This window comes from Neorhizobium vignae (assembly GCF_000732195.1).
Lineage (GTDB): Bacteria > Pseudomonadota > Alphaproteobacteria > Rhizobiales > Rhizobiaceae > Neorhizobium > Neorhizobium vignae.
In genome coordinates this window covers 261901-288790 of sequence record NZ_JNNU01000008.1, presented here as the reverse complement: position 1 = coordinate 288790, position 26890 = coordinate 261901, and the positions used below count along the sequence as shown (strand labels likewise).

Genomic DNA, 26890 nt, shown 5'->3' with positions numbered 1-26890 from the left:
GTCAGGCGATCAGGCGGAGGGAACCACACCCCGGCAGGCCCAGGCGACGGAGACGAACGAACGCGGACCATCCTGCCTGCCCGCTTCGTAGGCGGCCCTGACCGCGGCGTCGGTTTTCGCCCGAAGCGCCGGTTCGAGCGAGGCTACGTATTTGCCGAGCGGTCCTTCGCCGGCGGCGATCGGCGCCCAGTAGTCGTCGAAGGACTGAAAATCCATCCGGATCATCAGCGAGACTTCCGCCACGTCGACGAGACCTCTTCGGAGGAAGCTGTCCTTCATCTCGCCCGGCTGCATCATCGGCTGGAAGAAATGGTGGCTTCGCATCTGCCGGGCATTGTCGTCCAGCATCGAAACCGTGTCCCACATCATCCGCATGGCGGGCATGCCGCCGAGATGATCCCAGACGGTTGCAGCCACCACCCCGCCCGGCCGCACCACGCGCCGCATTTCGGCGACGGCCTTGTCCGCTTCCGGCACGAAATGCAGGACGAGAAGAGCCATCGCCCGGTCGAAATATCCGTTCTCGAACGGCAGCGCGCAGGCATCCGCCTGGCTGATCCTGATCCTCGGATCGGTGTTGCGACGGATCGCCTCTTCGACGAAGACGGGCGAATAGTCGATCGCCGCGATCTCGGAAAGATTGGCCGCCTTCGGCAGTGCGAATGTCAGGCTTCCCGTGCCGCAGCCGACGTCGAGAACCTTTTCCCCATCTTGAAGACCGGCGAAATCGATCAGCTGGGGTGCCAGCCTTTGGCTCCAGCGCCCCATGAGTTGCTCATAACCGGCCGCGTTGCGGACATTGAAACTCGACGTCATGACGCCCTCCCAGGCTTCCGGGATGGAGGCTATCCCTGGCCTTCCCAATTGCCAAGACGGCAGAACGGGCTATGCGGCCCGGTTGAGACATCGCGTCGATGCGGGCGGGATGCCGTTGTGCCGCGTGTTTGGCCGTGGTGGATCGGCGGCGGTCTTGTCCACTACTGTGGCACTGAAGATCAAAGTGATGAGCAGCACCGCGCTTCGGAACAAGCAGCTACGCTCCTGCGAGTGGCTGGCGCAGCTCTTCGACGGCGGTAATGCGAGGTAGCGAGTTTCCGTCTAAGAGCGGGCCCTGCGTGCCCTGACGGCCTCGCCAAAAGCCTCGAATAGGGCCCGGTTGATGGGATTGATCTGCGGATCATATTCGGCGTGCCATTGCACGCCAAGGGCAAACCCTTGCGCTTCCTTGAACCGGATCGCCTCGATCGTGCCGTCTTCCGCCACGCCCTCGACGACGATGCGGTTCCCCAGTTCGTCTACTCCCTGGCCATGGAGCGAATTGACCCGGATCGTCTCGCGGCCGAGCAGGCGGGCGAACACGCCGTCCGGGATGAGCTGGACGTCATGGCGATCGGCAAAGACGACCGTCATGTCCGGATGGATCTCGCCGTTTTCGAGCCGCGGCATGCGGTGGTTCATGCGTCCGGGCAGTTCACGGATCTCCGGGTGCAGCGAGCCGCCGGCCGCGACATTCATTTCCTGAAAGCCGCGACAGATGCCGAATACCGGTATGCCGGCGGCCACGCAGGCATTGATCAGCGGCAGGGCGACGGCATCGCGGTTCTGGTCATAGGGCTCGTGACGGGCATGCGGCTCGGTGTTGAAATGGCTCGGGTGGACATTGGCTCTGGCCCCGGTCAATAGGATGCCGTCGACGGTTTCGAGCAGCGTCGGGATGTCGGTGATCTTCGGATTGCCGGCAAACATCAGCGGCAGGGCGCCGGTGACTTCGGCGATTGCCCGGAGGTTCTGCTCGCCGACGAGCTGCGCGGAAAAGCGGTTCTCGACGTTATGGGTGTTCCCGATGACGCCGATCACGGGTCTGGTCATTGCTCAAATCCATTTTCCAGCCGCAAGGATTCGAAAAGCCTGCGGGCAATTTCAAATTTCAATTGAACGGGCCGAGTTTCATTTGCGGACCGCCCCGACCCTCGAAAGGACTTCGCTCGGGATCGCATAACGGTTGATGATGTCGCGGTTGTTTCGAAGACCGCAGATTTCGCGCTGAATGAACAATCCCCAGACGGCATCCGCAGCATCGTTGCGAAACCTCTCCCGTAGCACCTCGCTGTCGCGATCCGGGTTCCACGCATGCAACGCAGCGAGTGCTTCCTCCACCTTCAACCCCTGCCGACTAAGAGCCGCGGCGCGCTCGGACATCAGCTCGTATTCGAGAACGTTGAAGCCGGTATTGGCGAAGCCGGGCTGATAGAACGACTGGGGAGGGCGGACGCTCATGGGGGATACCTGGAGTTTCCGGCAATGTTAGCCAATTGGTGCGGCGCGTCAAATGGGGAATGGGGTCAAAGCGAGTTTGAAGATCGCATTTCGACGAGGGGACTCAAGTGGTGCGGCAAAGCGCGGTCATCATCTCCGTCGCTCCGGAGCCCTATTCCTGTCCCGCCGTTACGCCGATTGGCTAACTTCGCCGTGCGGGCCTGCAAATGTATCGTGTCGTCTTGCATCGGGAGGATGAGGATGAACAGGTGGCTCATCGCAATATTTCTCGCGTTCAGTTTAAGCAACTTTGCCTTGGCAAATGATACCTTGAAGGGCCGATGGAAGGGGAACCTAAGCTGCGATGCGGATAAAAGTCTGCAGATGGTGCTTTCCATCGACGAGGTTAAGAACGATCAGTTGATAGGGGTATTCGAGTTCCGTTCAGGATGGAAGCTGGCAAAGTACAATGTCGCGGGTGTCGCCACATCGTCAGGCAAGTTTGAGTTCGAACCCGGCTCCTGGATCATGCAGCCTACCGGTTTTCGAGCCTCGGGGCTGCGCGGAGACCTCGTTGAAATGGGAGGCCGCAAGTCCCTTCGAGGCACGCTCACGCAATGCAGAATTGGAAGCTTCGTGGCATTCCTCCAAGAGCCAATCGAAGCGCCTCCGCCTCCCCTCTCGAAAGGCATGTTCGACGCCAAAGGTCCTGCTTGGATCAATGCGGTTCGCGGCAGAATTCGCGAGTTCGTGGAGAAACACGAGGACAACCAGCATTGGTGGAATAGGCTTGAGCACGATGTCATTTTCAGTCGCGTCGACAGACCGACAAAAGATCAGCTGCTGGCGGAGGTTCGGGAAGCGCGAGCGAACGTCAAGGCAGACTCCCTGCTCGCCGACCTGGCTTCCGGCCCCCGGGAATTTCCCCAGGGCATCGGGAGAGCCCTCTTCATTTTTCGGCAGGCCCAGAAGTCGGAATGGCCGGACAAGATTAAACTCCGGGTCTACCAGGCATGACAAAAACGTGTATCCGAGGTGTTGAGACCACCATTGACGCAAGCCGCGGCATCGGCGGCTAGTCTGCCTACCTCCCTGGATGACCTGATCAGGGCGCGCGCAATGCTGGCGCCCGTTGAAGAATACCGAGGTTCGCTGGAGCAAGCCTTTGGAACGCTCGATCAAGAAAACCTGCTGACGCCCTTATGGCAAAAGATCACAGCGCTGGAATCGAATCCGGGTGTCGCAGCTGAGTTCCGCGCGGCACTCGAAAAAGCGCGACAGCAGCCAGATCCTCGCTCTGCCACCGAGAACGTAATCTTCAGTGTGCTCGGCCAGCACGAATTTTCTTCTCCCCTGACCGTAATTGCGAAGGAGGGAAGGCGGCTGGCCGCATTGACCGAAGTTGAAGTCGCAAACAGTGCTCAAAGTGAGGACAGCTCTGAACCGGGTGCAAAGGACATTGCGGCTTACATGCACGGTCTTACAGAAACCATCAACGCGACGTTTGCCGCGATGCGATGCGCACCAGGCAAATACAACTTCGACCCCATTACGATCGCCAGATGCAAGATGGGGGAACTGGAGGTGCGGCTCAAAAAAGTCGTCAAGATAAGGTGCCAGGCGGAGAAGCCAAGACAGCAATATCTCTGCCAATTCGACCACCGTTCGCAACTTGTTTCCTTCCGCACGGGACAACCCGTCCCATGGGACGAAAGCTTGTCGCTTCAGACCTATTTTCCAGGTGGCAGGCTGGCGGGTTCCTCCAGAGCGCGCTTTGTCCCCAACGTTCTCGGCTCCGGATGGATCGGCTCACGCGTCGGAGATCAGGAATAGAAACCAGGGGTCGCGGGCGACGCCGCCCAAGACACAAAACGCCCCACGCCAAAGATACTGAACAGGCGCGGGGCGTTCTTCGTCGGATCGTCAAAGGCCGAGTTCCTGATCACCTGCCGGCGATCAGTCGAGCTTGGCCTCGGCCAGAGCGGCGCCGCCTTGCGCGAGGTCTACGCTTGCGACCACCGACATGCCAGGGACGAGCCTGTCGATGAGTTTCTGTTGCGGCTCGATGGCGATCCGGACCGGGATGCGCTGGGCAACCTTGGTGAAGTTGCCGGTAGCGTTGTCGGCCTTGATGACCGAGAATTCCGAGCCAGTGGCCGGCGCAAAACGCTCGATCCGGCCGGTGAATTTGTCGTGCCCCAGGGCATCGACGGTGAAGGTCACTTTCTGGCCGGCCGTCATGCCGCCGAGCTGGGTTTCCTTGAAGTTGGCGACCACCCAGACTTTGGCAGGTACGACAGAGCCGATCTGGGTGCCGACCGAGACATATTGACCGATGCGGCCGGCGACTTCGCCGAGCGTGCCGTCCTGCGGGGCGGTGATGCGGGTATTGGCAAGGTCGATTTCGGCGAGTTTTACCGCCGCCTCGGCGCTTTCGACATTGGCCTCCAGCGACTTGCGGCTGACCACGATCGTGTTGAGGTCCTGTTCGGCGACGAGTTCGGCGGCTTCGGCCTGATGGACGGCGGCCTGGGCCTGGTTGAAGGCGGCGCGGGTCTTTTCGGCGTCGCTCTGGGTGGCGATGTTCTTTTCGAAGAGGCTCTGGGTGCGGTCGTAGGTGGTCCTGGCGGCATCGAATGCGGCGTTGGCGCTTTCCACGGCGGCCTTGGCGGACTGGATCTTGGCTTCAGCCGACTTGCGGCTCTGTTCGGAATTGGAGAGGGAAGCTTCTGCTGTGGCGAGCGCCGCTTTGGCCTGTTCCAGCTTCTGGGCGTAGATGCGGTCGTCGATCCTGGCGATCAGATCGCCCTGTTTCACCCGCTGATAATCCTGCACCGGCACTTCGGTGAGGTAACCGGCAAGCTGGGGGCTGAGGATGGTCACCTGGCCGCGCACATAGGCGTCGTTGGTCGTTTCGACCGAGCCGTGGAACGGCGGCAGGTTCCAGGCATAAAGCACGATGACAATGCCGGCGGCGCCGATGGCAAGCGCCACATAGGTGGCGATGAAGCGGAAGATCTTGGACATGGCAGTTTCGTTTCTTGTTCTTCGGTTCTTGGTCTGAGTGGCTTGCTCGGGGCTTCAGGCAGCGGCGGGCGTCGGGGTCTTGATGGGCAAAAGCCGGTGGCGGTTGCGCCAGGCGACGTGGAGGAGAAGGACGGCAAGCGCGGCAAGCGAGGCCCAGGCGGTCAGCAGAAAGGAGTCGTTGTAGGCGAGAGCATAGGCCTGCTGCTGCACCTGCCTGGCGAAGAGGGCGGCGCCTTGCGCCACCTGCTGGTTGGGGTCTGTCAGCACCTTGCCATAGGCGCCGCCGAGCTGATTCAGCCGGGTTGCGACCAGCGGATCGGTGGAGGCGAGCTCGGAGACCAGCCGGAAGGAATGGAACTGTTCGCGCCACTGCACGAAGGTGCCATAGAGGGCGCTGCCGAGATAACCGCCGACCTTCTGGGTGGCGAGGAAAACGACGATGAAGGAGAGGATGTAGCTCGGGCCGCGCTTCATCGCAGCACCCATGCCGATCATCAGCGCCGGGGGCAGGAAGAGGCCGCTCGCGAAGCTCACCAGGAATTGGCTGAGATACATTTGTTCCGGACGGGTGAGGATGGTCGACTGGCTGTCCATGTAGCTGCCGACCGCCACCAGCAGCAGCGAGACCGCGTGGATCGCCGAGGTGCTGCCGGGCTTCATGATCATGGCGCAGATGATGCCGGAAGCGACGGCACCAGCGAGGACGACCCAGTAGAGCCCGGCCAACTGCTCGGTCAGCATGCCCGTATTGCGCAGAAAATTGATCGCGCCGCTGGTCTGTTCGGAAAACACCAGGCGAGACACCATCAGAGCGCCGGTGAAATGCAGGATCTCTCGGGAGGTGAGCCAGCGGATATCGACCAGATGGTTCTTCCGGTTGAGCTCGATCGCCGCAAAGATGGCGGAGGCGGCGATGCCGGCGATGATCATCCAGGCGAGCCAGTCGACCGCCGTCCACCAGTAGAGCCGGCCGACGGTGAACACGACGGCAAAACTGCCGAGCCCGATGGCGAGGAACACGTAGCTGATGACATCGAGGCCGCTGATCACTTTCGCACGCGGCGGCGAGGCGAGCGGTAGCACGTAGACGAGGCCGAGCGAGACCATGGCGAGCCCCATCTCGACGAGATAGAGCGCATGGTAGCCGCCGATATCCATGAGATATGGCGAGATGATGCCGGTCACCGGCGAGGGGAGGGCCAGCGCCGTCAGCGAGACGCAGAGGCCGATGCTCAACTTCTTTGCCGGGGAAAACGGCTCGAGTATATAGAGAAAGCCGAGCGAGGTCATCGGCGCTGCGGCGACCCCTGCGAAGAAGCGCAGTGCCAGCGCGCTTTCGTAACTGTCCGTCCAGAAATGCGCCAGGCAGACGAGCACGTAGACGACGATCGCCACCTCGGCGAAGTTCCGGAGGCCGTATTGGGCTCGTACCTTGAAGAGCAGCAGCGTCAGGCTGGCGTTCGGGAAGAGATAGGCCGCCATCAGCCAGGTGGCTTCGGTCTGGGTCAGATCCATAGGGCCTGCGATCTGCTGCAGGTTGGTGGAGATAAAGCTCATGCCGAGCCCTTGCGTGAGCGCGATCAGCGTGCCGGCCAGCATATAGGCGGCAATCATTGCACGCGACTTCGGCACGAAGGCGGGCGGCGCGGCCGGGGCAGACGGGGGAGCGGGCTCAGGCCGCGCCTCGACGACCTCTTCGGGGTCTGTCGGCTCCGCGTTTCTGCGGAAATCCGGCCGTATGATGGTTGCGTCTTTCTGCCTTGCTGCTGTCTCACGCCGGGACATCGATGTCCTCCAGCTCGCCGATATTGGTCGTGATGCGCTCGAACAGGGCCATGGCGAGATGCATCTGGTCGGGATCGATGTCCTGAAAGATCTGCTCGCGCATGCGGTCGCCGATCGAGCGGACGAGGTTTGCCTGTTCCTCGCCATGGGCCGTCAGAAACAGAAGTTTGACGCGGCGGTCGTTCGGGTCCGGTCGGCGTTCGATCAGGCCGTTCTCCTCCATCCGGTCGAGAAGGCGCACCATGGTCGCCTGTTCGAGTTCCAGCTCGCAGGCAAGCTCGGTCTGCGTCATGTTCTGCTTCTTGGCGAGGCGGAACAGGGCGCGGGCGCGCGGATAAGTCAGCCCATGCGCCGTCACCTGCTGGTTGAATGCCGTGCGGATCTTGCGGCTGACCTTGGTCAGCGCCTCAAGGAATTCAGATGCGATTGGATCAGGTTTCATCGTGAGCTTAATGTTAGTGTGCTAAGTGTTCGTATGTGCATCAGTTAGCATGCCAACTAATTTATTTCAAGGGGAAGGCTGCGCGGTGGTCCCGCGGCAATGGGAAATGGTCTTGCCGCAAGACGCGTGGTATCATCAGCGGTAGCAATCCATGGCGCATGCGCCGCGTTCTCTGGAGGGGAAACAGATGGAGATGCATTTTTCCATAACCGCGCGTCCCGAAGCGGTGAGTTTCGATCCGCGACGAACAGCCGTTATCGTCATCGACATGCAGAATGATTTTGGCAGCCGCGGCGGAATGTTCGACCTTGCGGGTATCGATATCGCGCCGATAGAGCGATTGGTGCCGCGCATTTCACGGGTGCTCGACGCGGCGCGCAGCGCCGGCCTTGTGGTTGTCTAGCCGCGGCAGGAACACAATCCAGACCTCTCGGATGCCGGAGGCGAGCAGTCTCCCCACAGGATCAAGCACCGGCGCATGAATGTGGGGCGGGGCGTCACTGCGCCGGATGGCAGCAAGAGCGGCATTCTGGTGCGCGACACCTGGAATACGGCGATCGTGTCGGAACTGGCACCGAAGCCGGGCGACGTGGTGATTTCCAAACATCGATATAGCGCATTCTTCGAGACGTCGCTCGATTCTATTCTGCGCGCCCGGCACATCGATACGCTGGTCTTCACCGGGGCGACGACCAGCATCTGCGTCGAATCGACCGTCCGCGACGCGACATTTAGGGACTACCGTCCGGTCGTATTGCGGGATTGCACGGCGGAGCCGATTGCCGCGGATGCGCCACGCAGCAATCACGAAGCGTCGCTGCTCGCAATCGAACTGCCTTTCGGCTGGACGGCGGAGTCGGACGGTGTGATCGCCGCCTTGGAAAAACAGCGAAGGGCCGCGTGAATACGCCATCCATACGCTGATGCCATCCGGAGAACCATTGCGTCAGGTTCTCGATACCAGGATTAACCTCCCATTAACCATGGTGGGCTAGAAATGATGATGCGCGAATGACCTGCGCGCCTAACCTCTATGGGATCAACATGTACGTTGTATCGGTACTCGACAATGGCGACCAGAGGACATTCGTGTCCGAAAGCCTGAAAATACTAGACCGGATCGTCTACGCAACCATCTGCGGTTCTCCGAAGCAGTTCCTGCTGTCCGAGGTAGTCGATATCGTCCCGGTCGACGCAAAGCCGACCAAAGCTCCAACGACAAGAGACGTCGCTTCCCTCGTCCAGTAGTCCGCTCGCGGACCGAAGGATCGAAGAGAGAAAACGATCGCGTTTCCGCAAACCGCCCGCCCGCGCATCCGTAGCTGGACTGCCTGGGCGTGGGCTCGTTCGCGCGTCTGCTCACGTCGGCTGCAACCGATCACAAAACGGGGTCGTAGCCGCGGAGGGCTCGCCGGCAAACGTCGGCGAGCTTTAATACTCGCGTGCCTGACCCAAGCCGGCCGCCGCCTTACTCTGCCGCGTCGGCCTGTTCGGCCGTTATCGTGTCCTCTTTCTTGCGACCCGCGAGCACGTCGCCGGCCGTCTCGGACAGGCGGAAGAAGGAGAAGCACGAGGATGCGGAAATGATCGCGATAATGATGAAGGACATCGCGAAGGCGAAGTTGGTGAGCGTCTCGGAGCCGCCGGAAAAATAATGTAAAAGCATGGCGGACATCGCAACGCCGGTACTCTGGGCGATGCGCTGCGCCATCTGCGACAGCGACGTCGCGTGGCTCATCTCCGAATCTTCGGTTTCCGCGAATGTCAGCGTGTTCAGCGACGTGAACTGCAAGGCCCGGAAGAAGCCGCCGAGCAGAATGATAATCACCATGACCATCGGCGCCGTGCCAGGCGTGAAAGTGGCGAGCAGCGCCATCGAAGCGCTGGCGATCAGTGCGTTCCACAAGAGCACGTTGCGGAAGCCGAAACGGCGCAGGATGCGTCTCGTCATGGTTCGCATGCCGAAGGCGCCGATCGTCGACACGAAGGTGATCGCGCCGGATTGCAGCGGCGTGTAGTGGAAAACCTCCTGCATCAGCAGTGGCAGCATGAACGGAAGGGCGCCCATGCTGATCCGGAACAGCGAACCGCCGGTGACGCTCGAACGGAATGTCGGATAACGGAAGAGCTTCAGGTCGAGGATCGCGTTCGGCGTGTTGCGCGCATGACGGATGTAAAGACCGAGCAGCGAGAAGCCGACCACAGTTAGGGCCAACGCACTCGAATTCATGCCGCGGGCGAAGGAATCGAACCCGAAGATGACCGCGCCGATGCCGGCACCGGTGAGGATGAAGCCGGGGAGATCGAAAGAAGTGCGCTCCGTCGGCTGGATTTTTTCGATGAGCGCAAGCGTCAGGATGATCGCCACAATGCCGACCGGCAGGTTGATCCAGAAGATCCAGTGCCAGGAGCTGATGCCGGTGATGAAGCCACCAAGCAGCGGCCCGATCGCCGGGCCGACCACGGCGGGCATGCTCATCAGCACCATGGCGGATACCAGTTCCTCGCGCGGTACCGAGCGCACCAGGATCAGCCGCGCCGTCGGGAGCATCAATGCCCCGCCGAAACCCTGAAGGGCGCGAGCCGCGATCAGCATGGTGAGGGTGGTCGAGGCGGCACAGAGCAGCGAGGCGAGGGTGAACAGCGCGATTGCCAGGCAGAACACCCGCCGGGCGCCGAAACGGTCGGCGAGCCAGCCGCTCAAGGGCAGGAACACGCCGAGCGACAGCACGTAGACGGTGATCGTCGAATGCAGCGCGAGCGGCGGTTCGCCGAGCGCGTCGGCAATCGTCGGCAGGGCCGTGGCGATCGCCGTCGAATCGATCTGCTGCATGATGAGTGCTGATGCGACGATCAACGGTACGGTCTTGCGGGTATCCAAGTGGTTGGTCTTTCGGTTTAAGTCCTTGTTCGGTAAGCGCGGCACCAGGCATGCCAACAAACCGCGCGGCCACCGATGGCGTTTCCGCTTGCTTCGGTCGTCGTTGTGTGTTCTTCTATACGGAACAATGGTCCACATACAGGATATTCCCTTGGATATTGGGCTGTCAACGGCGCTTTTGAAATCGCTGGGTTGACGGCGCCTGTTGCCCGGATGCGGGCCGGCAGATTGTCATGGGAGCGACAACCGACATGAAGACCACGAGGGAAATGGGCGCGCAGGACGAGGACCGGAAGGGTCGGCTCTCCTCGGTTTCGATGGCGATCCGCATCCTCAAAGCCTTCGAGGGCGACGAGGCTGAGATCGGCGTCACCGAACTTGCCCGTCGTCTCGGTATCGCCAAGAGCACCGTACACCGGCTGGTCGTCACGCTGATGGCGGAGGATTTTCTGGAGCAGAACCGCGAGACCGGCCGTTACCGGCTGGGGCTCGGGCTGTTCGGCCTTGGCTCGCTGGTGCGAAACCGCATGGATCTCTCCACCGAAGCGCGCACGCTGCTGATGGATCTCAGGCAGGAGACGGACGAAACGGTGCTGCTTGCCGTGCCGACCGGGCCTGAGATCATGTATCTCCGCGTCCAGCCCTCCCGGCAGGCGGTGCGCATCAGCGCGGAGATCGGCATGCGCGCGCCTTATCATTCGACGGCCGCCGGCCGGGCGCTGCTCGCCTTCCTGCCGGAAAGCCGTATGGCTGCGCTCACCGCGGCGCCCTTGCCGCTGCGAACCCCGAAAACCGTCACCGATCCCGACAAGCTGCAGAAACTGCTCGGCAATATCCGGCGCCTCGGTTACGCGGTGGAGGATGAAGAGAACGAACTCGGCATGCGCGCCATCGCCGCGCCCATCCGCGACGCCCAGGCCGAAGTTGTCGGCGCGGTCGCCATCGCCGGTCCGGTCCAGCGCCTGTCGCTGAAAAATCTGAACGGTTTTGCCGAGCCGCTGCTCGTCGCGGCACGGGCGATATCCGCCCGGCTGGGGCATCGCGGCTCGCTCGCAGGCAGCGAATCCTGACAAGCGGCAGCGTGAACGATTAATGGTCCAGAAGGGCTGCCGCGGGTTGGCCCCAAGATGGTTGCGTTAGATCGCTCGGCTCGATCTCATCGGTGCACTTCGTTGCGGCGGTCAGCGACCTTTTCTCGCCGGGGAGGGTCTCCTATGGGATGAAGGGCAGAGGTGGCTGGACGCTTGATCATATCCAGCCACCCACCTTCATTTCTCGCCTTCACGCGACCCATTCCTCTCGCTACAACTCCCATTATTCCGTTCCACAATTTGGATTTGAGAGCCATGGCCGACAGCGTTACCGATCGTTTTCTCCGTTATGTCGTCATCGACACCCAATCGGACGCCAAGTCCCCGTCCCAGCCGTCGACGATGAAGCAGAAGGATCTCGGCCGGCTGCTGGTCGAGGAAATGCTGGCGATCGGCATTACCGACGCGCATCTCGACGAGCATGGTTATATCTACGGGACGATCCCGGCGACGACGTCGAAGAACAACGTGCCGGTCATCTGCTTCTGCGCCCATATGGACACGGCGCCTGATTTCACCGGTACCAATGTCAAGCCGCAGATCGTCAGGAACTACCAGGGCGGTGATATCCAGCTCACCGGCGACAAAAGCCAGGTCATCAAGGTATCCGAACATCCGGTGCTGAAGGACCAGATCGGCAACGACATCATCACCTCCGACGGCACCACGCTTTTGGGCGCCGACGACAAGGCCGGCATTGCCGAGATCATGTCGGCTGCCGAATTCTTCATCAACAACCCGGATGTCAAGCACGGCGCGATCCGTATTCTGTTCACCACCGACGAGGAGATCGGCCGCGGCGTCGACAAGGTCGACCTCGCAAAGCTCGGCGCCGATTTCGGCTATACGCTGGACGGCGAGACCGCCGGTACGATCGAGGACGAGACGTTTTCAGCCGATGCGGTGGAGATCGCCATTAAGGGTGTCGCCATGCATCCCGGCTTCGCCTTCGGCAAGATGGAAAACGCCATCAAGATCGCCGGCGGCATCGTCGCCAGATTGCCGAAGGACATGACGCCCGAGACCACCAGGGGCCGCGACGGCTTCATCCATCCGACCGGCATGTCCGGCGTGATGGAAAAGGCGAACCTCTCCTTCATCATCCGCGATTTCACCGAAGAGGGCCTGAAGAGCAAGGAGACCCTTCTCGAGGAGATCACCAGGCAAGTCATCGCCGATTACCCAGGCTCGTCCTACACCTTCACGGTCAAGGAACAGTACCGCAACATGAAGGTGGTGCTCGACCAGCATCCGGGCATCGTCGATTACGCGGTCGAGGCGATCAGCCGGGCCGGCATGACCCCGGTGCGGGGCAGCATCCGCGGTGGCACGGACGGTTCTCGCCTCTCCTTCATGGGCCTGCCCTGTGCCAACCTCTTCGCCGGCGGCCACGCCTTCCACTCGCCATTGGAATTCGTCAGCAGCCAGGACATGGAACTGGCGGTGAAGACGGTGGTGGAGCTTGCAAAACTGTGGGAGGAGCGGGCTTAGCCGCTCTATCCAGCGCCATCCTGATACACCCAAAAATGGTCGATCCCGAGCGACAGCGATATCCCATGCCTGTGCTTCAGGCCCACGAGGCATCTCCTGGTGCCTCCAGCCAACAGGCAAGGAACCCTCGCGCTCCCCCGCGAGCATCTCCGGCCCAGTCTTGAACGCGCCGCATTTTCCGCATAGAAAATCGCCATCTGCAGCACCAGCAGGATGGTGGATCATGGACCTCAACCGAAACGCAACGCCGCTTTGCCTTGCCATTCGGGAATCTGTCCATGCCTTCCATTGCGCTTGCCAATCTTTCGTGGTCCACGCCTGACGGCCGGCCGCTTTTCTCTAATCTGAACCTCAGCTTCGGGCCTGAACGCGTCGGCCTTGTCGGGCGTAACGGCGTCGGCAAGACGACGCTGCTCAGGCTGATCACCGGTGAACTGAGGCCCGCATCCGGCACGGTCTCCGTTTCCGGCAGCCTCGACGTGTTGCGCCAGAGCGTGCAGGCCACGTCCGGTGAGACGATCGCCGACCTCTTTGGCACATCCGATGGATTGGCTATCCTTGCCCGCGCCGAAGCGGGCGAGGCGTCCGCAGAGGAACTGGCCAAGGCCGACTGGACGCTGGAGGCTCGCATGGCCGAAGCGCTGTCGCGGGCAGGCCTCGATGCGGATGCCAGCACGCCGCTCCAAGCGCTTTCGGGCGGCCAGCGCACCCGCGCGGGGCTGGCGGCTCTGATTTTCGCCGAGCCGGATTTCCTGATCCTCGACGAACCCACCAACAATCTCGACCGGGACGGAAGGCGGGCGGTGATCGATCTTCTGGCCGGCTGGCGCGGCGGGGCGATCATCGTCAGCCACGACCGCGAACTTCTGGAAACCGTCGATGCGATCGCCGATTTGACTTCGCTCGGCGCCACCCGCTACGGCGGCAACTGGAACCGCTACCGGGAGCGCAAGGCGCTGGAACTGGCGGCCGCCGAGCACGATCTCACCGACGCCGAAAAGCGGATGGCGGAGGCCCGCCGCGTTGGGCAGGAAACCACCGAGCGCAAGGCGCGCAAGGACAGCGTCGGCAAGAAGAAGGCCGCCCGGGACGACATGCCGCGCATCGTCGCCGGCGGCATGAAGCGGCGGGCGGAAAACACCAGCGGCGACAATGCCCGGCTTGCCGAGCGGCTGCGAACCCAGGCGGCTGACGACATCTCCGCTGCGCGCGAAAAGATCGAGATCCTGCAGCCGTTTTCCGTGACGCTGCCGCCAACCGGCCTGCCCGCAAGCCGGGTCGTGCTCGGGATCGACAACGTCACCGCCGGTTACGAGGCCCGAAAGCCGGTCCTGCGCGATATTTCCCTCGAGATCACCGGGCCGGAGCGCATCGCCGTCATCGGTCCGAACGGGTCGGGAAAGACGACGCTCCTGTCGCTGATTTCCGGCAGCCTGCCGCCCTTCTCTGGCACGGTGCGTGTGTCCGTCAGATCTGCCATGCTCGACCAGCGGGTGAGTCTGCTCGATCCGACGCTGTCAATCCGCGACAATTTCCGGCACCTCAATCCGCAGGCGGGCGAAAATGCCGGCCGCGCGGCGCTCGCCCGCTTCATGTTCCGTGCTGATGCCGCCCTGCAGGTGGTCGGCACGCTCTCGGGCGGACAGATGCTGCGGGCGGGGCTCGCCTGCGTGCTCGGCGGGCCGGAGCCGCCGTCGCTGCTCATCCTGGATGAGCCGACCAACCATCTGGATATCGATTCCATAGCCGCGGTCGAAGCCGGATTGCGCGCCTATGATGGCGCGCTGCTGGTGGTCAGCCATGACGAGGTGTTTCTCGAGGCGATCGGCATTACCCGCCGGCTGGAGCTGGGCTAGAACCGTTCAGGCGGCCGAGGAGCCGGTCAGCGCTTCGGTCGTCACCAGATTGACGCCGGCCTCGGCGAACTGGGCATTGTAGCGATGGATGATGGTGGCGGCGCTCTCCGGCGGCTGGTCGAGCGTGCTATGGGCATCGGAAACCACCGTCACCTTGAACCCGGCCGCGAGAGCGCCCTGCACCGTGCCGGCGATGCAGAAATCCGTCTGCGCGCCGAGGATCACCACTTCGGGTGCCCCCTGGCTCTCGACCCAGGCGCCGAGTTGCGGGTTGCTGAAGGCATCCCGGACGGTCTTCGAGAAGGTCGGCTCGTCGTCCCGCTGTCCGAGCGCCGGCCAGACGGGCCAGCCCGGCTCCCCCGGCGCCAGGGGATCGCCTTCCGGCCCGTCATGGCGCACGAAGCCAATCGCCCGACCTTCCCGCCGCGCCCAGTCGATCACCTTGCGGGCGCGGTCGGTGAGGAGATCCGCATCATGAAGAGGCGGCTCGACAAGGCCGTCGAACATGTTGGTCTGCAGGTCGATGACGATGACCGGTGCTTTTCCCGCCGATATGCTGGACATGGCTTGCCTCCATTGAGGACAGAAAAATTGCCGGATTCCTCGGGCATTTCAACGGAATTTTGACGGCTGCCCGCAGGATTGATCGCAGGCATATTCGGACCTATCGACGGGCCTCCTCAGCCGCAAGGCGATCCAGAAGCTCCGGTGCGCGTCCCGATCGGTTTTCCCGAGGGAGAGGGCGCCGGCCCGATCGCCGCCGCCCTCTATCGTTTGCGGTCCGGCGATCAGCGGCAGACGCGGGTGGTCTTGACGACGACCCGGCCGTGGTAGCGTGTCTTCACCTTCTTGACCATGCAGTCGCGATTGCGGGGACGATACGGACGGTAGACTTCGCGAACGGTGTGACGCGGCGCGACCCGCTCATTTGTGGTGATGGTGACACTCGCGGCATCGGACGGGCCGGCGACCGAGAGAATGGAAGAAATGGCCAGGGCCGATGCGAGAAGCAGGTTCTTCATTGGGTGTTTCCTCAAGCTTTTGCGCGACATGAACGCGGATCGAGGGTCCGGGTTCCACGAAACGGATTGGGACTGAAGTCCTATGCCCGCCTTTCCACCGGCCGGTTTCCCCCTCGACGGCACCACGTCGGCAGCGCCGATCAAGCGGAAAACAATCCTACCTCAGCAGCCCCTGGCCGCCGTCCACGTAGATCGGGGTGCCGGTCACATGCCGGGCGCGGGCGGAGGCGAGGAAGGCGATGACTTCGGCGACGTCCTCGCTTTTTCCCGGCCTGCCGTCGCTGATCGGGACCTGGCCCTGCGGCCATTCCACCGGAATCGCGGTTTCCCGCTCGTGGCGGAGCTTGGTGTTGTCGCGAATATTGGTCTCGATCTCGCCGGGGCAGACGGCGTTGACGCGGATGTGGTGCTTGCCGAGTTCCAGCGCCAGCTGCTGCACCATCGCCACCTGCGCGGCCTTGGTGGCGGTATAGGCGGTGGCGCCAGGTGTCGTGAAGGTGCGGTTGCCGTTGATCGACGAGACGACGATGATCGAGCCGGCGCCCTGCGCCTTCAGATGCGGCACGGTGAGATGCAGCGTCAGATAGGTGCCACGCAGGTTGACGGCGATCGTCTTGTCGAATTCTTCGGGCTTCAGGTCGTCGATCGGCGCCCAGACACCGTTGATCCCGGCATTGGCGACGACGATGTCGAGCCGCCCGTATTTTTCCGCAAGCTGATCGATCGCTTCGCGCATCCGGTTCTCGTCGGAAACGTCCGCTTCGAGCACCAGCGCTTCTCCGCCGGTCTTCTCTATTTCCTGGGCAGTCTTTTCGATGTCGGTTCTCGTATGGCCGAGCAGGCCGACCTTTGCGCCTTCCGCCGCGAGTTTCATCGCCGCCGCCTTGCCGATGCCGGAGCCTGCTCCTGTTACCAGAGCCACCTGATTCTTGAGTTCCATAAGCCCATCCTGTCGTCGGATCGCGGCTTCTGCCGCGCGAAAACGAACGGCAGGGGATGGTGCATGGTTCCCGGGATCAGGACGGATATCGCTCGTTGAGGATGTGCAGGCCTTCGGCGAATTTCGAACCGTCGCCGCCCATCTGGCGCATCTGGGCGAGATTGTCGGTGAGGTCGGCGCGCTTCACCGCTCGGGCGAGCGGGTTTTCGATCGAGCGGCGGACGAAGGCGAAATATTCCTCGCCGTCGCGTTTGCTCATCGCGTCGACGGCGTCGACCACCGCTTGGGAAAAACCTTCTTGGCGGAGACGCTCGAAGGTCCAGCCGGGGCCTTTCTCGACCACGTCATGCAGCCAGGCGACCTGCTTCTCCTCCTCGCCGGCGACGTTTTCGGCGACGCGCCGGACATGGTCTATGAACGGACCGCCGGTTTTCGACGACTGTCCTTCATGCGCCTGCGTCGCGATGACAATCGCCTTGTCGATCAGTTCCGACATTTGTCTGTCTCCCGGCCGCTCGGCGGCACTCTACAGGGGCCACGCATGACCACAATGCGTCAATTGCGGTCTTCTTCGAATTGAGTGACGGGCAGCGGGCTCTGCCAGTTCTCCCGCCGCTTCACCCAGAGTTCGTAGGTCGGTTCGAGGTCCGTCGGTGCCATGTCGAGCGAGCCGACGCGAATCTCGATCTCGTCGCCGTCGGCTTCACTGAAGACGCGCGCGCCGCATTCGGGGCAGAAACCGCGGCCATGGAAATATTTGACCTCGCCGCTGCTTTCAAAGGCATGCCGCGGCCAGATGCCGAACGTGGCGAAGCTCGAGCCGCTTTCCTTGCGGCAGTCGGTGCAATGGCAGAGCCCTATCCTGAGCGGCGCATCCTTCACAGAATAGCGCACCTTGCCGCAAAGGCAGCTTCCGGACCGGATGATCATCCTCTCTTCTCCTTCTCTCTCGTTCGGAAAATGCAGTTAGGGCAGGGGAGGATGAAGGAAAGAGATGAACCGGGTTGCGGGACGGCCATCTAGGGGCGTTGTGGAACGGAACGGCTTGGCGGGCGTTCGGAGCAGACACAATGGGATTATCGCCATGCGCTCTCTTCTAGTCTCTGCCGCGTTTATCGCCTCGACCCTGTCGCCGACCCTGGCTCCGGCGGCTGAGGGTGATTTTTTAAAGACGCTTGCTGGCAGCTGGAGCGGCAACGGAACCGTCCTGACACGCATCGGGAGCAAACCCATCAATGTCGCCTGCGACTTCACTTCGACGGCCGGGGCGACTACGCTTTCGATGCAGGGGACCTGTCGCGGCCTGCTGGTCGTCCGGCGCAGCATATCCGCCGACCTGCAGGCCTCGGATCGCGGGTATAGCGGCACTTATCTCGGACCGTCAGGCCAGCCTTCGGTGCTTTCCGGCAACCGCCGCGGCAATGCGATCAATCTCGGGGTCCGCTGGGCGAGGGTGATCAACGGGGATCGCGTCGCCAACATGACGATCGAGAAGATCGGCAACGATCGCCTCAGGCTTCAAACGGTCGACAAGGACCTTTCGAGCGGCAAATCGGTGGTGACCAGCCGCATCGATCTCAGTCGGTGACCATCTGAGGGCTCTGCTTACCTTTACTCCACCTGACCGAGCTTGCCGGGGTTCATGATGCCCTTCGGGTCGATCGCGGCCTTGATGGCATTCATCATGTCGACCGCGTCGCCATGTTCGCGGCGGAGATATTTCAGCTTCGAAATGCCGATGCCGTGTTCGCCGCTGAACGTGCCGCCCATGTCCATGGCGCGCTGGTAGAGCCGTTCGGCGAGGCGCTCGGCTTCGGCCAGCTCTTCGGGGATTTCCGGCTTGATCAGATACCCGACATGGAAATTGCCGTCGCCCACATGGCCGATGATCTTGCCCGTCACGAAGGAATTATCGATGTCCTCGCGGGCGGCGAGCACCGCTTCCGCCAACCGCGAGATCGGCACGCAGACATCTGTCGTAAACGCCTTGCAGCCGGGGCGCAGCGTCTGGTTGGAATAGATCGTCTCGTGGCGGGCCTTCCACAGCCGCTCGCGGTCCTCGGTGCGGGTCGACCATTCGAAGTCCGAACCGCCGAACTCGTTGGCGATCTCGCGAACCGTGTTCGACTGCTCCTCCACCCAGCGCGGGCTGCCGTGGAATTCCAGGAAGAGGGTGGGCGCGAGTTTCAGGCTCAGGCCCGCATGCCGGTTGGCAGCCTCGACCGCCACTTCATCGAGGAATTCGATGCGAGCGACCGGGATGCCGCTCTGGATGGTCGCAACCACGGCTTCCACCGCCCCGCGCATCGTCTCGAAGGCGCATACGGCCGAAGCAATGGTTTCCGGGATCGGGTGCAGCCTGACGGTGACCTCGGTGATGACACCGAGCGTACCTTCGGCGCCGACATAGAGCTTGGTCAGGTCGTAGCCGGTCGAGGATTTTCTGGTGCGGCGGCCGGTGGTGATGATCTTGCCCTGCGGCGTGACGACACGCAGCGCCAGCACGTTTTCGCGCATCGTGCCGTAGCGCACCGCGGTGGTGCCGGAGGCACGCGTCGAGGCCATGCCGGCGAGCGAGGCGTCGGCGCCGGGATCTACGGGGAAAAACAGGCCGGTGTCGCGGATATGGGCGTTGAGCTGCTTGCGGGTGACGCCCGCCTCCACCTGTACGTCGAAATCCTCGTGGTTGACCGCGACGATCTTGTTCATGCGGGTAAGGTCGAGCGAGATACCGCCCTTCAGCGGGATCGTGTGACCTTCCATCGACGAGCCGGCCGCGAAAGGCGTGACGGCAATACCGCTTTCAAAACAGGCGGAGACAACGCGTGCCACCTCCTCCTCGTTTTCGGCATAGACCACCGCATCCGGCAGTCTTGTGGGCTGCCGGGACATGTCGTGGCCGTGATGTTCGCGCACCGCTTCTGTGGTCGAAAGCCGGTCGCCGAAATGGAGCTTCAGGGCGTCGAGCGTGGATTGCAGGGAGGTCATTTCTTCTCACCCGTCAGCATGCGGTGGTAGCGCGAACGGGCGATTTCCTGCGTTGTGATGAATTCGAGGAGGACCGGCACGCCCTTTTGCGTCTGCTCGATGCCGCGCTTGATCGCCGGGATGATCTCGCTCGGTTCGGTGACGCGTTCGCCGTAACCGCCGAGCGCGCGGGCGAAGGCGGCGTAGTCGCCGGAAATGTCGGTCGAGCGGTATTTCTCCGTCGAAACCTTCATGATCGGCAATTCCATCGCCATCGAGAAATTGTTGAGCAGGATCGACAGGATCGGCAGGCGCTCGCGCACCGCGGTTTCGAAATCCATGCCGGTAAAGCCGATCGCCGCATCGCCCCAGACATTGATGCAGAGCTTGTCGGGATGCATCAGCTTGGCGCCCATGGCGAGGCCCAGGCCGTAACCGAGCTGGGTCGTCTTGCCCCAGCCGATATAGGTGAGCGGCTTCACCGATTTCCAGAACGGCGAAAGCTGGTCGCGCGGGCTGCCGGCATCATGGGTGATGATGGTGTTTTCGATATCGACCGTGTGCTGCAAATCCCAGAGCACGCGGTAGGGCGACAGCGGTTTGCTGTCGGAGGTGAGCTTCGGCATCCATTCGGAAAGCCATTCGTCCTGCACCCTGGCGATTTCGGTGGCGACTTCCGTTTGATCGCGCGGAGAAACCTTGCGGGCTTCGAGTTCGGCAAGCACCGCGTCGAGCGTCAGCGCCGCGTCACCAACCAGCGCCACCTTGGCTTCGATGTCCTTGTTGACGTGGTCGGGATCGAGCGTCGCGTGGATGACCGTCTTGTCGAGTGGCATCTGCACGCCGAAGGCGGTCTCGGTGAAGGAGCAGCCGATGCCGAAGATGAGATCCGAACTATCGAGGAAATGGCGCAGGGTCTTGGAGATCGCCGCACCGCCGGCGCCGACCGATAGCGGGTGGGTTTCCGGAAACGCGCTCTTGCCTTCGAGGCTGGTCGAAACCGGGATCGCCAGCAGTTCGGCGAGCTGCTTCAGCTGCGGCCAGGCCTGCGCATAGTGGATGCCCTGGCCGGCATAGAGGATCGGCCGCCTGGCGGCGAGCAGCAGGTCGACCGCGTCGCGCACGGCAATCGGGTCCGGCCCGTAGCGGGTGGACAGAACCGGGCGATAGTTCAGCGGTTCCGGCACCTCGTCCTGCCACATGTCGTTGGGGATTTCGATCAGAACCGGACCGCCGCGGCCATTGCGCAATTTGGAGAAAGCGCGTCGAAAAATGTTCGGGATCTCGGCAGCCGAGGTGATCGGCTCGGCGGACTTGGTGATGTCGCGCATCGAGCGGGTCGCGTTGTAGTTCGGATCGACATGCGCGACGCGGCGCTCATAGCCCATCGGCAGGACCAGCAGTGGAACGGATTCCGAATAGGCCTGGGCGATGCCGCCATAGGCGTTTTCGGTACCCGGTCCGAGCTGCATGGCGAAGACGCCGATCGTCCTGCCGGAGCTCAACCGCGACATGGCGTCGGCCATGTGCAGGCCGTGGCGCTCCTGGCGCACGATGATCGGGCGGATATCGGCCATGGCCGCGTGTTCGAGAACGTGGTTCACGGGGTAACCGCAGATGACCTCGATCCCCTCGCGCTTCAGAATTTCCACGATGGCGTCGGCAACTTTCATGGGTTTCTCCTCCCCGGAGATGTGGTCGATTAAAGGTGCGGTTGGAAATCGTCCCGAGTCCAGGCGCCCGGATGGCGCACGGCCGCGCGACGGGCCTGCTCGGTATTCAAAAGCCCGCTCTGGCCGAGCGTGATGCGATATTCTTCGATAAAGGCCTGCGCCATGTGGGCGGCGCCATGGTCTCCGAGTGCGGCAAGGCCGAGCATGAACGCGCGGCCGGCAAAGGAGGAATGGGCACCGCAGGCAATTGCGCGCACCATGTCGACGCCGGAGACGACGCCGCTGTCGAACAGGACCGTACCACGGGTGCCCACCGTGCGGGCGATTTCCGGCAGCACGTCGATCGTCGCCGGTGCCGCGTCGAACTGGCGGCCGCCATGGTTGGAAACGACGACACCGTCGAGGCCGAGTTCCAGCGCTTTTTCCGCATCCGCCGGATGCATGACGCCCTTGACCATCATCGGTCCGGTCCACTTGTCACGAAGCCGGGCGATCTGTTCCCAGGGGAAGCCGCCGCCAATATGTTTCTGCACGAAGGCAGAGGTCGCCACGCGGTCCGGGGCGCCGGCGAAACCCGCCATGTTGGCGAAGGTCGGCATGCCCTTGCGGCGGATCGCATTCAGCCAGAAAGGGGCCAAGGCCGCAGCCAGGATCGTCTTCGGCGTCAGCTTGAACGGCATGGTGAGGCCGTTGCGAAGATCACGGGGACGCTTGGCACGCACCGGCACGTCCAGCGTCGCGACCAGAACCCTGGCGCCGGCGAGGCGGGCGCGGTCGGCCATTTCGAGACTGTATTGGTGATTGTTCGGCGCCATCGGGTAGAGCTGGAACCAGGTGACATCAGGCGCCCACTCCACCACCTGCTCGATGGTTGCGCAGGCAAGCGTGCCAACCAGATAGGGGATGTTGTGGGCCTGGGCCGCCTTGGCGAACTGTTCGGTGGCGCCCGGCCACATCATGCCGTCGAAGCCGATCGGCGAAATGCCGATCGGGGCGGCATAACGATGGCCGAAGAGCTCAACCGAGGTGTCGACCTTGGACACGTCCAGCCCGTAACGCGGCACGATCTCGACCGCCTGAAGCGCTGTCCGGTTTCGGTTGAGGCCGGTTTCATCGCCGGCGCCCCCCTGCAGGAACTCGTAGGCAAAACGCGGAATACGCCATTTCGCCCGTTTCTCCAGGTCGCCGACCATCGGATAACGCCGGCGGAGTTCCGCCAGCGTTTCTGTCGTCCTTGCGTCGTTCCTGGCTCCCCCCATGTCGGACGCCTCTTAGTAGGAAACCATGACTTCGATCATGGCCTGCTGGCCGCTCCTGGTCGCGGCCAATGCCCGCTGCAACGCCGCCGGCAAGTCGGCGCCGGTCTCGACGCGTTCGGCACGGGCGCCATGGGCGCGGGCGACGGCCGCGTAGTCCGGAGCAGGGTCGAGCGCGGTGATCGGCATGGTGTTGGCGGTCGCGGCGCTGCCATCCGGATACATGTAGAGCGTCGAGCGACGCACGGCGTTCCAGATGCCGTTGTTGAAGACGACCGTCAGCAGCGGCAGTTTCAGCGCGGTCGCGGTCTGGTGGCAAGCCACAGGGTTGGCGAACATGTAGGAACCGTCGCCGATCGTGGCGATCACCTGGCGGCTGCGGTCTGCGAGCTGGGCGCCGAGCGCTGCGGTCAGGCCGAAGCCGAGACCGCCGGAAAGCGGGGTCGAGAAGTAGGATTTCGGATATCTGAAACTCATCACCGACGGATCGATGCCAAGTTCGTTTACGACGGTCGTCCTGTCGTCCAGAATATCGGAGATGCAGCGGCTGACATAGGCCGGTGTCATCGGCGAACCGTTGCCCAGGGCGGCGCGCTTGTCGGCGGCCTCGGCCTGGGCCGCCTTGACCTTCGCCCACTTTTCGCGGCGCTCGGAGAAGGTTTCCGATGCCGGGACGCGCTCGGCCATGGCGGCGGCAAGCGCCGCGATCGTCTTGTTGATGCCGCCCGCGAGCGCGATGTCGATCGGAAAACTGCGGATAGGTACGCGGCTATGCTGAGGGTCCGGACCGATGGCGATGACCTTGGCGCCTTCGGCTATGTGAGTATGGTCCGAAATCCACGGCACCGCGGCATTGATCACGACGACGACGTCGGCTTCCTTCAGGACCTGGGTCGAGTCGCGGCCGATCATCATCGGATGGTCGCTCGGCAGTGCCAGGCGCGTCGCCCACATCTCGATGGTCGGTAGCGCGAACTTTTCGACGAAGCCGGCGAGCGGCTCGAAATCCGCAGCGAGCTCCGGGCTCTGGGTGATGATCAGCGGTTTTTTTGCCTTGGAGAGCAGGTCGGCGGCCTGAGCGACCAATTCCGGATCGGCCGGGCCATAGGTGGTCGGGGTGACTGTCGAGCGGTGACTGATCTCGACCTCCGCACCTTCGGCCAGCGCCTCGCGCGGCAGGCTGAGATAAACCGGGCCGCGCGGCTCGCTCATGGCGATGCTCATGGCGCGGTCGATGACGATGCCCGCCTGTTCCGGATAGCGCAGCTCATAATCCCATTTGACCACTTCGCGGACCATGCCGCCCTGGTCGAACATTTCCTGGCCCCAATGGATCGGCGAGGAACGCGAGCCGAACCGTCCGTGTTCGGTGATCGGCGTGCGGCCGGAGAACATCATCACCGGCACGTTTTCCGACCGGGCGTTGATCAGGCCCATGACCGAGTTGGCAAGCCCGACATTGACGTGGACGATGACGCCGGCCGGTTTTGATGTCATCAGGTAATAGCCATGCGCCATGCCGACCGCGACACCTTCATGCGGGATGACCAGGGCTTCGGGCATCTTCAGTCCGGTTTCTGGCTGGCGGGCAAACGCCTCGATGATCGACGGAAAGTCGGTACCGCCATTGGCGAACAGGACATCGATGCCTGCGGCCTTCATGTGGGTCAGCACAGCTTCGGCGGCGAAAGTGCCGGTCGTTTTTTCGTGTTTCATGCTGCAATCCTTGTGGAAATTCTTGGAAACCCGCCGGAAACCCGTCCTCAGGTGATGCTGATCGTCTTGGTGACCATGTAGGCATCGACGCCCTCGATCCCGACCTCGGAACCGTGACCGCTGGCCTTTACCCCGCCGAACGGCGTTTCCGGCATCGAAATGTTGAAGGAATTGATACCGACCATGCCCGCTTCCAGCGCGTCGGAAAGTTTAGCGATGGTCTTGTGCGAATTGGAGAAGGCATAGGCCGCAAGGCCGTAGGGCAGTTCGTTCGCCTTGGTGACCGCATCCTCGAAATCCGAGAACCGGTTGAGCACGGCGACGGGGCCGAAGGGCTCCTCGCTCATGATCCGCGCATCGCTCGGCACGTCGGCAAGAACCGTTGGGGCATAGAAAAAGCCTTCATTGTTGATGCGATGCCCGCCAGCGAGCAGTTTGGCGCCCTTCGCGGTGGCGTCCTGCACCAGCGCCTCGATGGCGTCACGCCGGCGACCGTGCACCAGCGGTCCCATGCCGGTCGCCGGATCGAGGCCGTCGCCGACCGTGATCTTGGCGGCACGCTCCGCAAAGCCGGCGCAGAAGGCGTCATAGGACTTGTCCTGTACATAGAACCGGGTCGGCGAAACGCAGACCTGGCCGCCGTTGCGGTATTTGCGCTGCACCGACATGTCGAGCGCGGCCGTCTGGTCGGCGTCGTCGAAAATAAGCACCGGCGCATGACCGCCAAGTTCCATCGTGGTGCGCTTCAGGCTTTCCGAGGCGAGCCGGATGAGGTGCTGGCCGACCGGAACCGAGCCGGTGAACGAGATCTTGCGGATGATCGGCGAGGCGAGCAGATGGCGCGAGATGAAGTCCGGCACGCCATAGACGACGGCGATGACGCCGGCCGGAACCCCCGCATCGATGAGGCACTGGGCGACGGCGGCGGCGGATGCCGGAGCCTCCTCGCCGGGCTTGTAGATCATCGTGCAGCCGGCGGCGAGCGCCGAGCCCATCTTGCGGGCGGCATTGCCGACCGGGAAATTCCACGCCGAAAAGCCGGCGGTCGGGCCGACCGGTTCCTTGATCACCTGGAAGCGGGTTTCGCCGATACGGCCGGGAATGACGCGGCCATAGGTGCGGCGGCCTTCCTCGGCGAACCACTCCATTTCTTCCGTGGCGAAATGGGTCTCCAGCCGCGCCTCGGCGATCGGCTTGCCCATTTCGAGCGTTGCAAGGGTGGCGATCTCTTCCTGCCGCTCGTGCATCAGCTGGGCTGCGCGCTTCAGGATGCGGCCGCGCTCGCGCGGGCTCATGGCGCGCCAGAGGGGAAAGGCGCGCTTGGCGGCCTCGAGTGCCCAGTCGAGATCTTGCGCCGTCGCATGCGGCACCACGCCGATCGCCTTTTCGGTGGCCGGGTTGATCAGCGGCTGCGTCTTGCGGTCGCCGTTTTCCAGCCAGACACCGTCGATCAGGAGACGCGCGGATTGGTAACCGTCGGACGAGCCGGCTGGATTGGTCGCGATGTTCATGGTCGTCTCCTCCGTTTTTATGAGACGAGTGCGTTTGGCATCCGTCAATTTCGGGTTTTCTCAAACCCGGCTTCCTCGTCCACTTCAAGGGGATAAAGCAGGGAGCCTGATATTGTCAATTCCGACGTTCACTTCGGCTCAAATAGCGACCGTACCGCCGTCGATCGGGATCACCGCTCCGGTCATGAAACTCGATGCTTTCGATGCCAAAAGCAGGGCGAGCCCCATGATCTCGTCCGTCTCGGCGATGCGCCCGAGCGGCACGGTGTCGGCAAAGGCCTTTTCCACCTCCGCTTCGCGAATGCGGCCGCCAGCGATATTGGTGCGGAAGGGGCCGGGCGCGATGCCGTTGACGAGAACGTTATAAGGCGCAAGTTCCCAGGAGGCCTGCTTGACGAGATTGACGACGGCGCCCTTGCTGGATGCATAGGCATAACCGGTCATCGGGTCGGCGCGTAAGCCGGCGATCGAGGCGATCGCGATGATGCGGCCGCTCTTCTGCTTCTTCATGTGCCTGGCGGCGGTCTGGACAGCGATGAACGTGGCGGAGAGGTTCACGTCCACCACCCTGTTCCACAGATCGTCGCTGACATTCTCGATCGCGCCGGCCTCGGTGCGGGAATTCGGGCCACCGCTGATGCCGGCATTGGCGACGAGGATATCGAGATGCCCGTGCTTTTCGGCAATACCGTCGATCGTGTTCCGCAGACTTGCACGGTCGGAGACATCGACCTGATGGCTCTCGGCGGAAAAGCCCTGGCCGTTCAGCCATTGACAGGCGGCGGCGAGTGTTTCCGGGTTGAGGTCGATGAGCGCCACATGCGCGCCGTTGGCGGCAAGCGTCTTGGTGATGGCGAGCCCCAGGCCGCTTGCAGCGCCCGTCACGATCGCCACCTGACCTTTGAGATCAAACAGTTTTTCGGCCTGCATTTTTTCCTCCCTATAGTCTCCTCGCTCTTGCCCGAAGCGCCTCTCA

At 62.7% G+C, this 26890-nt stretch carries 27 protein-coding genes; 9 read left to right on the top strand and 18 right to left on the bottom strand.

Annotated features, from left to right (window positions below; all coding sequences use genetic code 11):
• Positions 1-9 precede the first annotated feature (9 nt).
• The 3 genes from GQ59_RS16285 to GQ59_RS16270 all read right to left on the bottom strand — a co-directional run bounded on the left by GQ59_RS16285 (position 10) and on the right by GQ59_RS16270 (position 2277).
• The gene (locus GQ59_RS16285; RefSeq protein ID WP_037082996.1) at positions 10-816 is read right to left on the bottom strand and encodes a class I SAM-dependent methyltransferase; all 807 of its coding nucleotides are present in this window, start codon (positions 814-816) and stop codon (positions 10-12) included.
• Positions 817-1098: 282 nt separating this feature from the next.
• Entirely contained in the window at positions 1099-1869 is a 771-nt protein-coding gene (locus tag GQ59_RS16275) for a gamma-glutamyl-gamma-aminobutyrate hydrolase family protein (RefSeq protein ID WP_037082992.1), read from the bottom strand.
• Positions 1870-1947: 78 nt separating this feature from the next.
• Positions 1948-2277, bottom strand: a complete 330-nt coding sequence (locus tag GQ59_RS16270; protein WP_037082991.1) for a DUF6665 family protein — start codon at positions 2275-2277, stop codon at positions 1948-1950.
• A 240-nt stretch (positions 2278-2517) separates the two neighbouring features.
• Between GQ59_RS16270 and GQ59_RS16265 the strand changes: the two genes are divergently transcribed.
• Both GQ59_RS16265 and GQ59_RS16260 read left to right on the top strand, forming a co-directional pair.
• Positions 2518-3273 carry a hypothetical protein gene (locus GQ59_RS16265; protein ID WP_037082990.1) on the top strand — a complete coding sequence of 252 codons (756 nt, stop codon included), beginning with the start codon at positions 2518-2520 and terminating at the stop codon, positions 3271-3273.
• A 102-nt stretch (positions 3274-3375) separates the two neighbouring features.
• Positions 3376-4089, top strand: a complete 714-nt coding sequence (locus GQ59_RS16260; RefSeq protein ID WP_152564350.1) for a hypothetical protein — start codon at positions 3376-3378, stop codon at positions 4087-4089.
• Positions 4090-4212: 123 nt separating this feature from the next.
• Here GQ59_RS16260 and GQ59_RS16255 read toward each other — a convergent pair whose 3' ends face one another.
• The 3 genes from GQ59_RS16255 to GQ59_RS16245 are packed head-to-tail and all read right to left on the bottom strand — an operon-like array spanning position 4213 to position 7510.
• A complete protein-coding gene (locus GQ59_RS16255) occupies positions 4213-5283 on the bottom strand; it encodes an HlyD family secretion protein (RefSeq protein WP_037082987.1) in 1071 nt (356 codons plus the stop codon).
• Between the two features lie 54 nt (positions 5284-5337).
• Positions 5338-7068, bottom strand: a complete 1731-nt coding sequence (locus GQ59_RS16250; protein ID WP_051903998.1) for an MFS transporter — start codon at positions 7066-7068, stop codon at positions 5338-5340.
• On the bottom strand, positions 7055-7510 hold the full coding sequence (locus tag GQ59_RS16245) for a MarR family winged helix-turn-helix transcriptional regulator (protein ID WP_037082986.1): 456 nt from the start codon (positions 7508-7510) through the stop codon (positions 7055-7057). Before GQ59_RS16245 ends, GQ59_RS16250 begins: the two co-directional genes overlap by 14 nt.
• Before the next feature lie 151 nt (positions 7511-7661).
• Between GQ59_RS16245 and GQ59_RS33430 the strand changes: the two genes are divergently transcribed.
• The 3 genes from GQ59_RS33430 to GQ59_RS16235 all read left to right on the top strand — a co-directional run bounded on the left by GQ59_RS33430 (position 7662) and on the right by GQ59_RS16235 (position 8758).
• On the top strand, positions 7662-7913 hold the full coding sequence (locus GQ59_RS33430) for a cysteine hydrolase family protein (protein WP_341872391.1): 252 nt from the start codon (positions 7662-7664) through the stop codon (positions 7911-7913).
• A gap of 75 nt (positions 7914-7988) precedes the next feature.
• Entirely contained in the window at positions 7989-8414 is a 426-nt protein-coding gene (locus GQ59_RS33425) for a cysteine hydrolase family protein (protein WP_341872390.1), read from the top strand.
• A gap of 107 nt (positions 8415-8521) precedes the next feature.
• A complete protein-coding gene (locus tag GQ59_RS16235; RefSeq protein ID WP_037082985.1) occupies positions 8522-8758 on the top strand; it encodes a hypothetical protein in 237 nt (78 codons plus the stop codon).
• Between the two features lie 220 nt (positions 8759-8978).
• On the opposite strand, the gene GQ59_RS16230 is transcribed toward GQ59_RS16235, so the two are convergent.
• A complete protein-coding gene (locus GQ59_RS16230; protein WP_037082984.1) occupies positions 8979-10391 on the bottom strand; it encodes a DHA2 family efflux MFS transporter permease subunit in 1413 nt (470 codons plus the stop codon).
• A gap of 251 nt (positions 10392-10642) precedes the next feature.
• Between GQ59_RS16230 and GQ59_RS16225 the strand changes: the two genes are divergently transcribed.
• The 3 genes from GQ59_RS16225 (at position 10643) to GQ59_RS16215 (ending at position 14829) form a co-directional block, all read left to right on the top strand.
• Positions 10643-11461, top strand: coding sequence for an IclR family transcriptional regulator (locus GQ59_RS16225; RefSeq protein ID WP_167336303.1), 819 nt, complete (start codon positions 10643-10645; stop codon positions 11459-11461).
• A 276-nt stretch (positions 11462-11737) separates the two neighbouring features.
• Entirely contained in the window at positions 11738-12973 is a 1236-nt protein-coding gene (gene pepT, locus GQ59_RS16220) for a peptidase T (RefSeq protein ID WP_037082982.1), read from the top strand.
• 278 nt (positions 12974-13251) lie between these two features.
• Positions 13252-14829: an ABC-F family ATP-binding cassette domain-containing protein gene (locus GQ59_RS16215; RefSeq protein WP_037082980.1), complete on the top strand. Its 1578-nt coding sequence runs from the start codon at positions 13252-13254 to the stop codon at positions 14827-14829.
• A 6-nt stretch (positions 14830-14835) separates the two neighbouring features.
• Here the strand turns inward: GQ59_RS16215 and GQ59_RS16210 are convergent, their stop codons facing one another.
• The 5 genes from GQ59_RS16210 to GQ59_RS16190 form a co-directional block, all read right to left on the bottom strand.
• Complete coding sequence (locus tag GQ59_RS16210; protein WP_037082978.1) at positions 14836-15393, bottom strand: isochorismatase family protein; 558 nt, start codon at positions 15391-15393, stop codon at positions 14836-14838.
• 224 nt (positions 15394-15617) lie between these two features.
• Positions 15618-15851 carry a hypothetical protein gene (locus GQ59_RS16205; protein ID WP_037082976.1) on the bottom strand — a complete coding sequence of 78 codons (234 nt, stop codon included), beginning with the start codon at positions 15849-15851 and terminating at the stop codon, positions 15618-15620.
• Between the two features lie 157 nt (positions 15852-16008).
• Positions 16009-16791 carry an SDR family oxidoreductase gene (locus GQ59_RS16200; RefSeq protein ID WP_037082974.1) on the bottom strand — a complete coding sequence of 261 codons (783 nt, stop codon included), beginning with the start codon at positions 16789-16791 and terminating at the stop codon, positions 16009-16011.
• 76 nt (positions 16792-16867) lie between these two features.
• Positions 16868-17287 (bottom strand): HD domain-containing protein, encoded by a 420-nt coding sequence (locus tag GQ59_RS16195; protein WP_037082972.1) that lies wholly within the window; start codon positions 17285-17287, stop codon positions 16868-16870.
• Positions 17288-17346: 59 nt separating this feature from the next.
• Complete coding sequence (locus tag GQ59_RS16190; RefSeq protein ID WP_037082967.1) at positions 17347-17721, bottom strand: GFA family protein; 375 nt, start codon at positions 17719-17721, stop codon at positions 17347-17349.
• A gap of 154 nt (positions 17722-17875) precedes the next feature.
• On the opposite strand from GQ59_RS16190, the gene GQ59_RS16185 reads away from it, so the two are divergent.
• Complete coding sequence (locus tag GQ59_RS16185; RefSeq protein WP_037082964.1) at positions 17876-18379, top strand: hypothetical protein; 504 nt, start codon at positions 17876-17878, stop codon at positions 18377-18379.
• A 23-nt stretch (positions 18380-18402) separates the two neighbouring features.
• On the opposite strand, the gene GQ59_RS16180 is transcribed toward GQ59_RS16185, so the two are convergent.
• From GQ59_RS16180 to GQ59_RS16155, 6 genes are all read right to left on the bottom strand, one after another.
• On the bottom strand, positions 18403-19779 hold the full coding sequence (locus GQ59_RS16180) for an FAD-binding oxidoreductase (protein WP_037082961.1): 1377 nt from the start codon (positions 19777-19779) through the stop codon (positions 18403-18405).
• On the bottom strand, positions 19776-21452 hold the full coding sequence (locus GQ59_RS16175) for a thiamine pyrophosphate-requiring protein (protein WP_280114050.1): 1677 nt from the start codon (positions 21450-21452) through the stop codon (positions 19776-19778). Before GQ59_RS16175 ends, GQ59_RS16180 begins: the two co-directional genes overlap by 4 nt.
• A gap of 8 nt (positions 21453-21460) precedes the next feature.
• Positions 21461-22690 (bottom strand): alpha-hydroxy acid oxidase, encoded by a 1230-nt coding sequence (locus GQ59_RS16170; protein WP_037082955.1) that lies wholly within the window; start codon positions 22688-22690, stop codon positions 21461-21463.
• Between the two features lie 12 nt (positions 22691-22702).
• Complete coding sequence (locus GQ59_RS16165; RefSeq protein WP_037082953.1) at positions 22703-24403, bottom strand: thiamine pyrophosphate-requiring protein; 1701 nt, start codon at positions 24401-24403, stop codon at positions 22703-22705.
• 47 nt (positions 24404-24450) lie between these two features.
• The gene (locus tag GQ59_RS16160; RefSeq protein ID WP_051903997.1) at positions 24451-25914 is read right to left on the bottom strand and encodes an NAD-dependent succinate-semialdehyde dehydrogenase; all 1464 of its coding nucleotides are present in this window, start codon (positions 25912-25914) and stop codon (positions 24451-24453) included.
• Positions 25915-26052: 138 nt separating this feature from the next.
• The gene (locus tag GQ59_RS16155; protein WP_037082951.1) at positions 26053-26844 is read right to left on the bottom strand and encodes an SDR family NAD(P)-dependent oxidoreductase; all 792 of its coding nucleotides are present in this window, start codon (positions 26842-26844) and stop codon (positions 26053-26055) included.
• Positions 26845-26890: the final 46 nt, after the last annotated feature.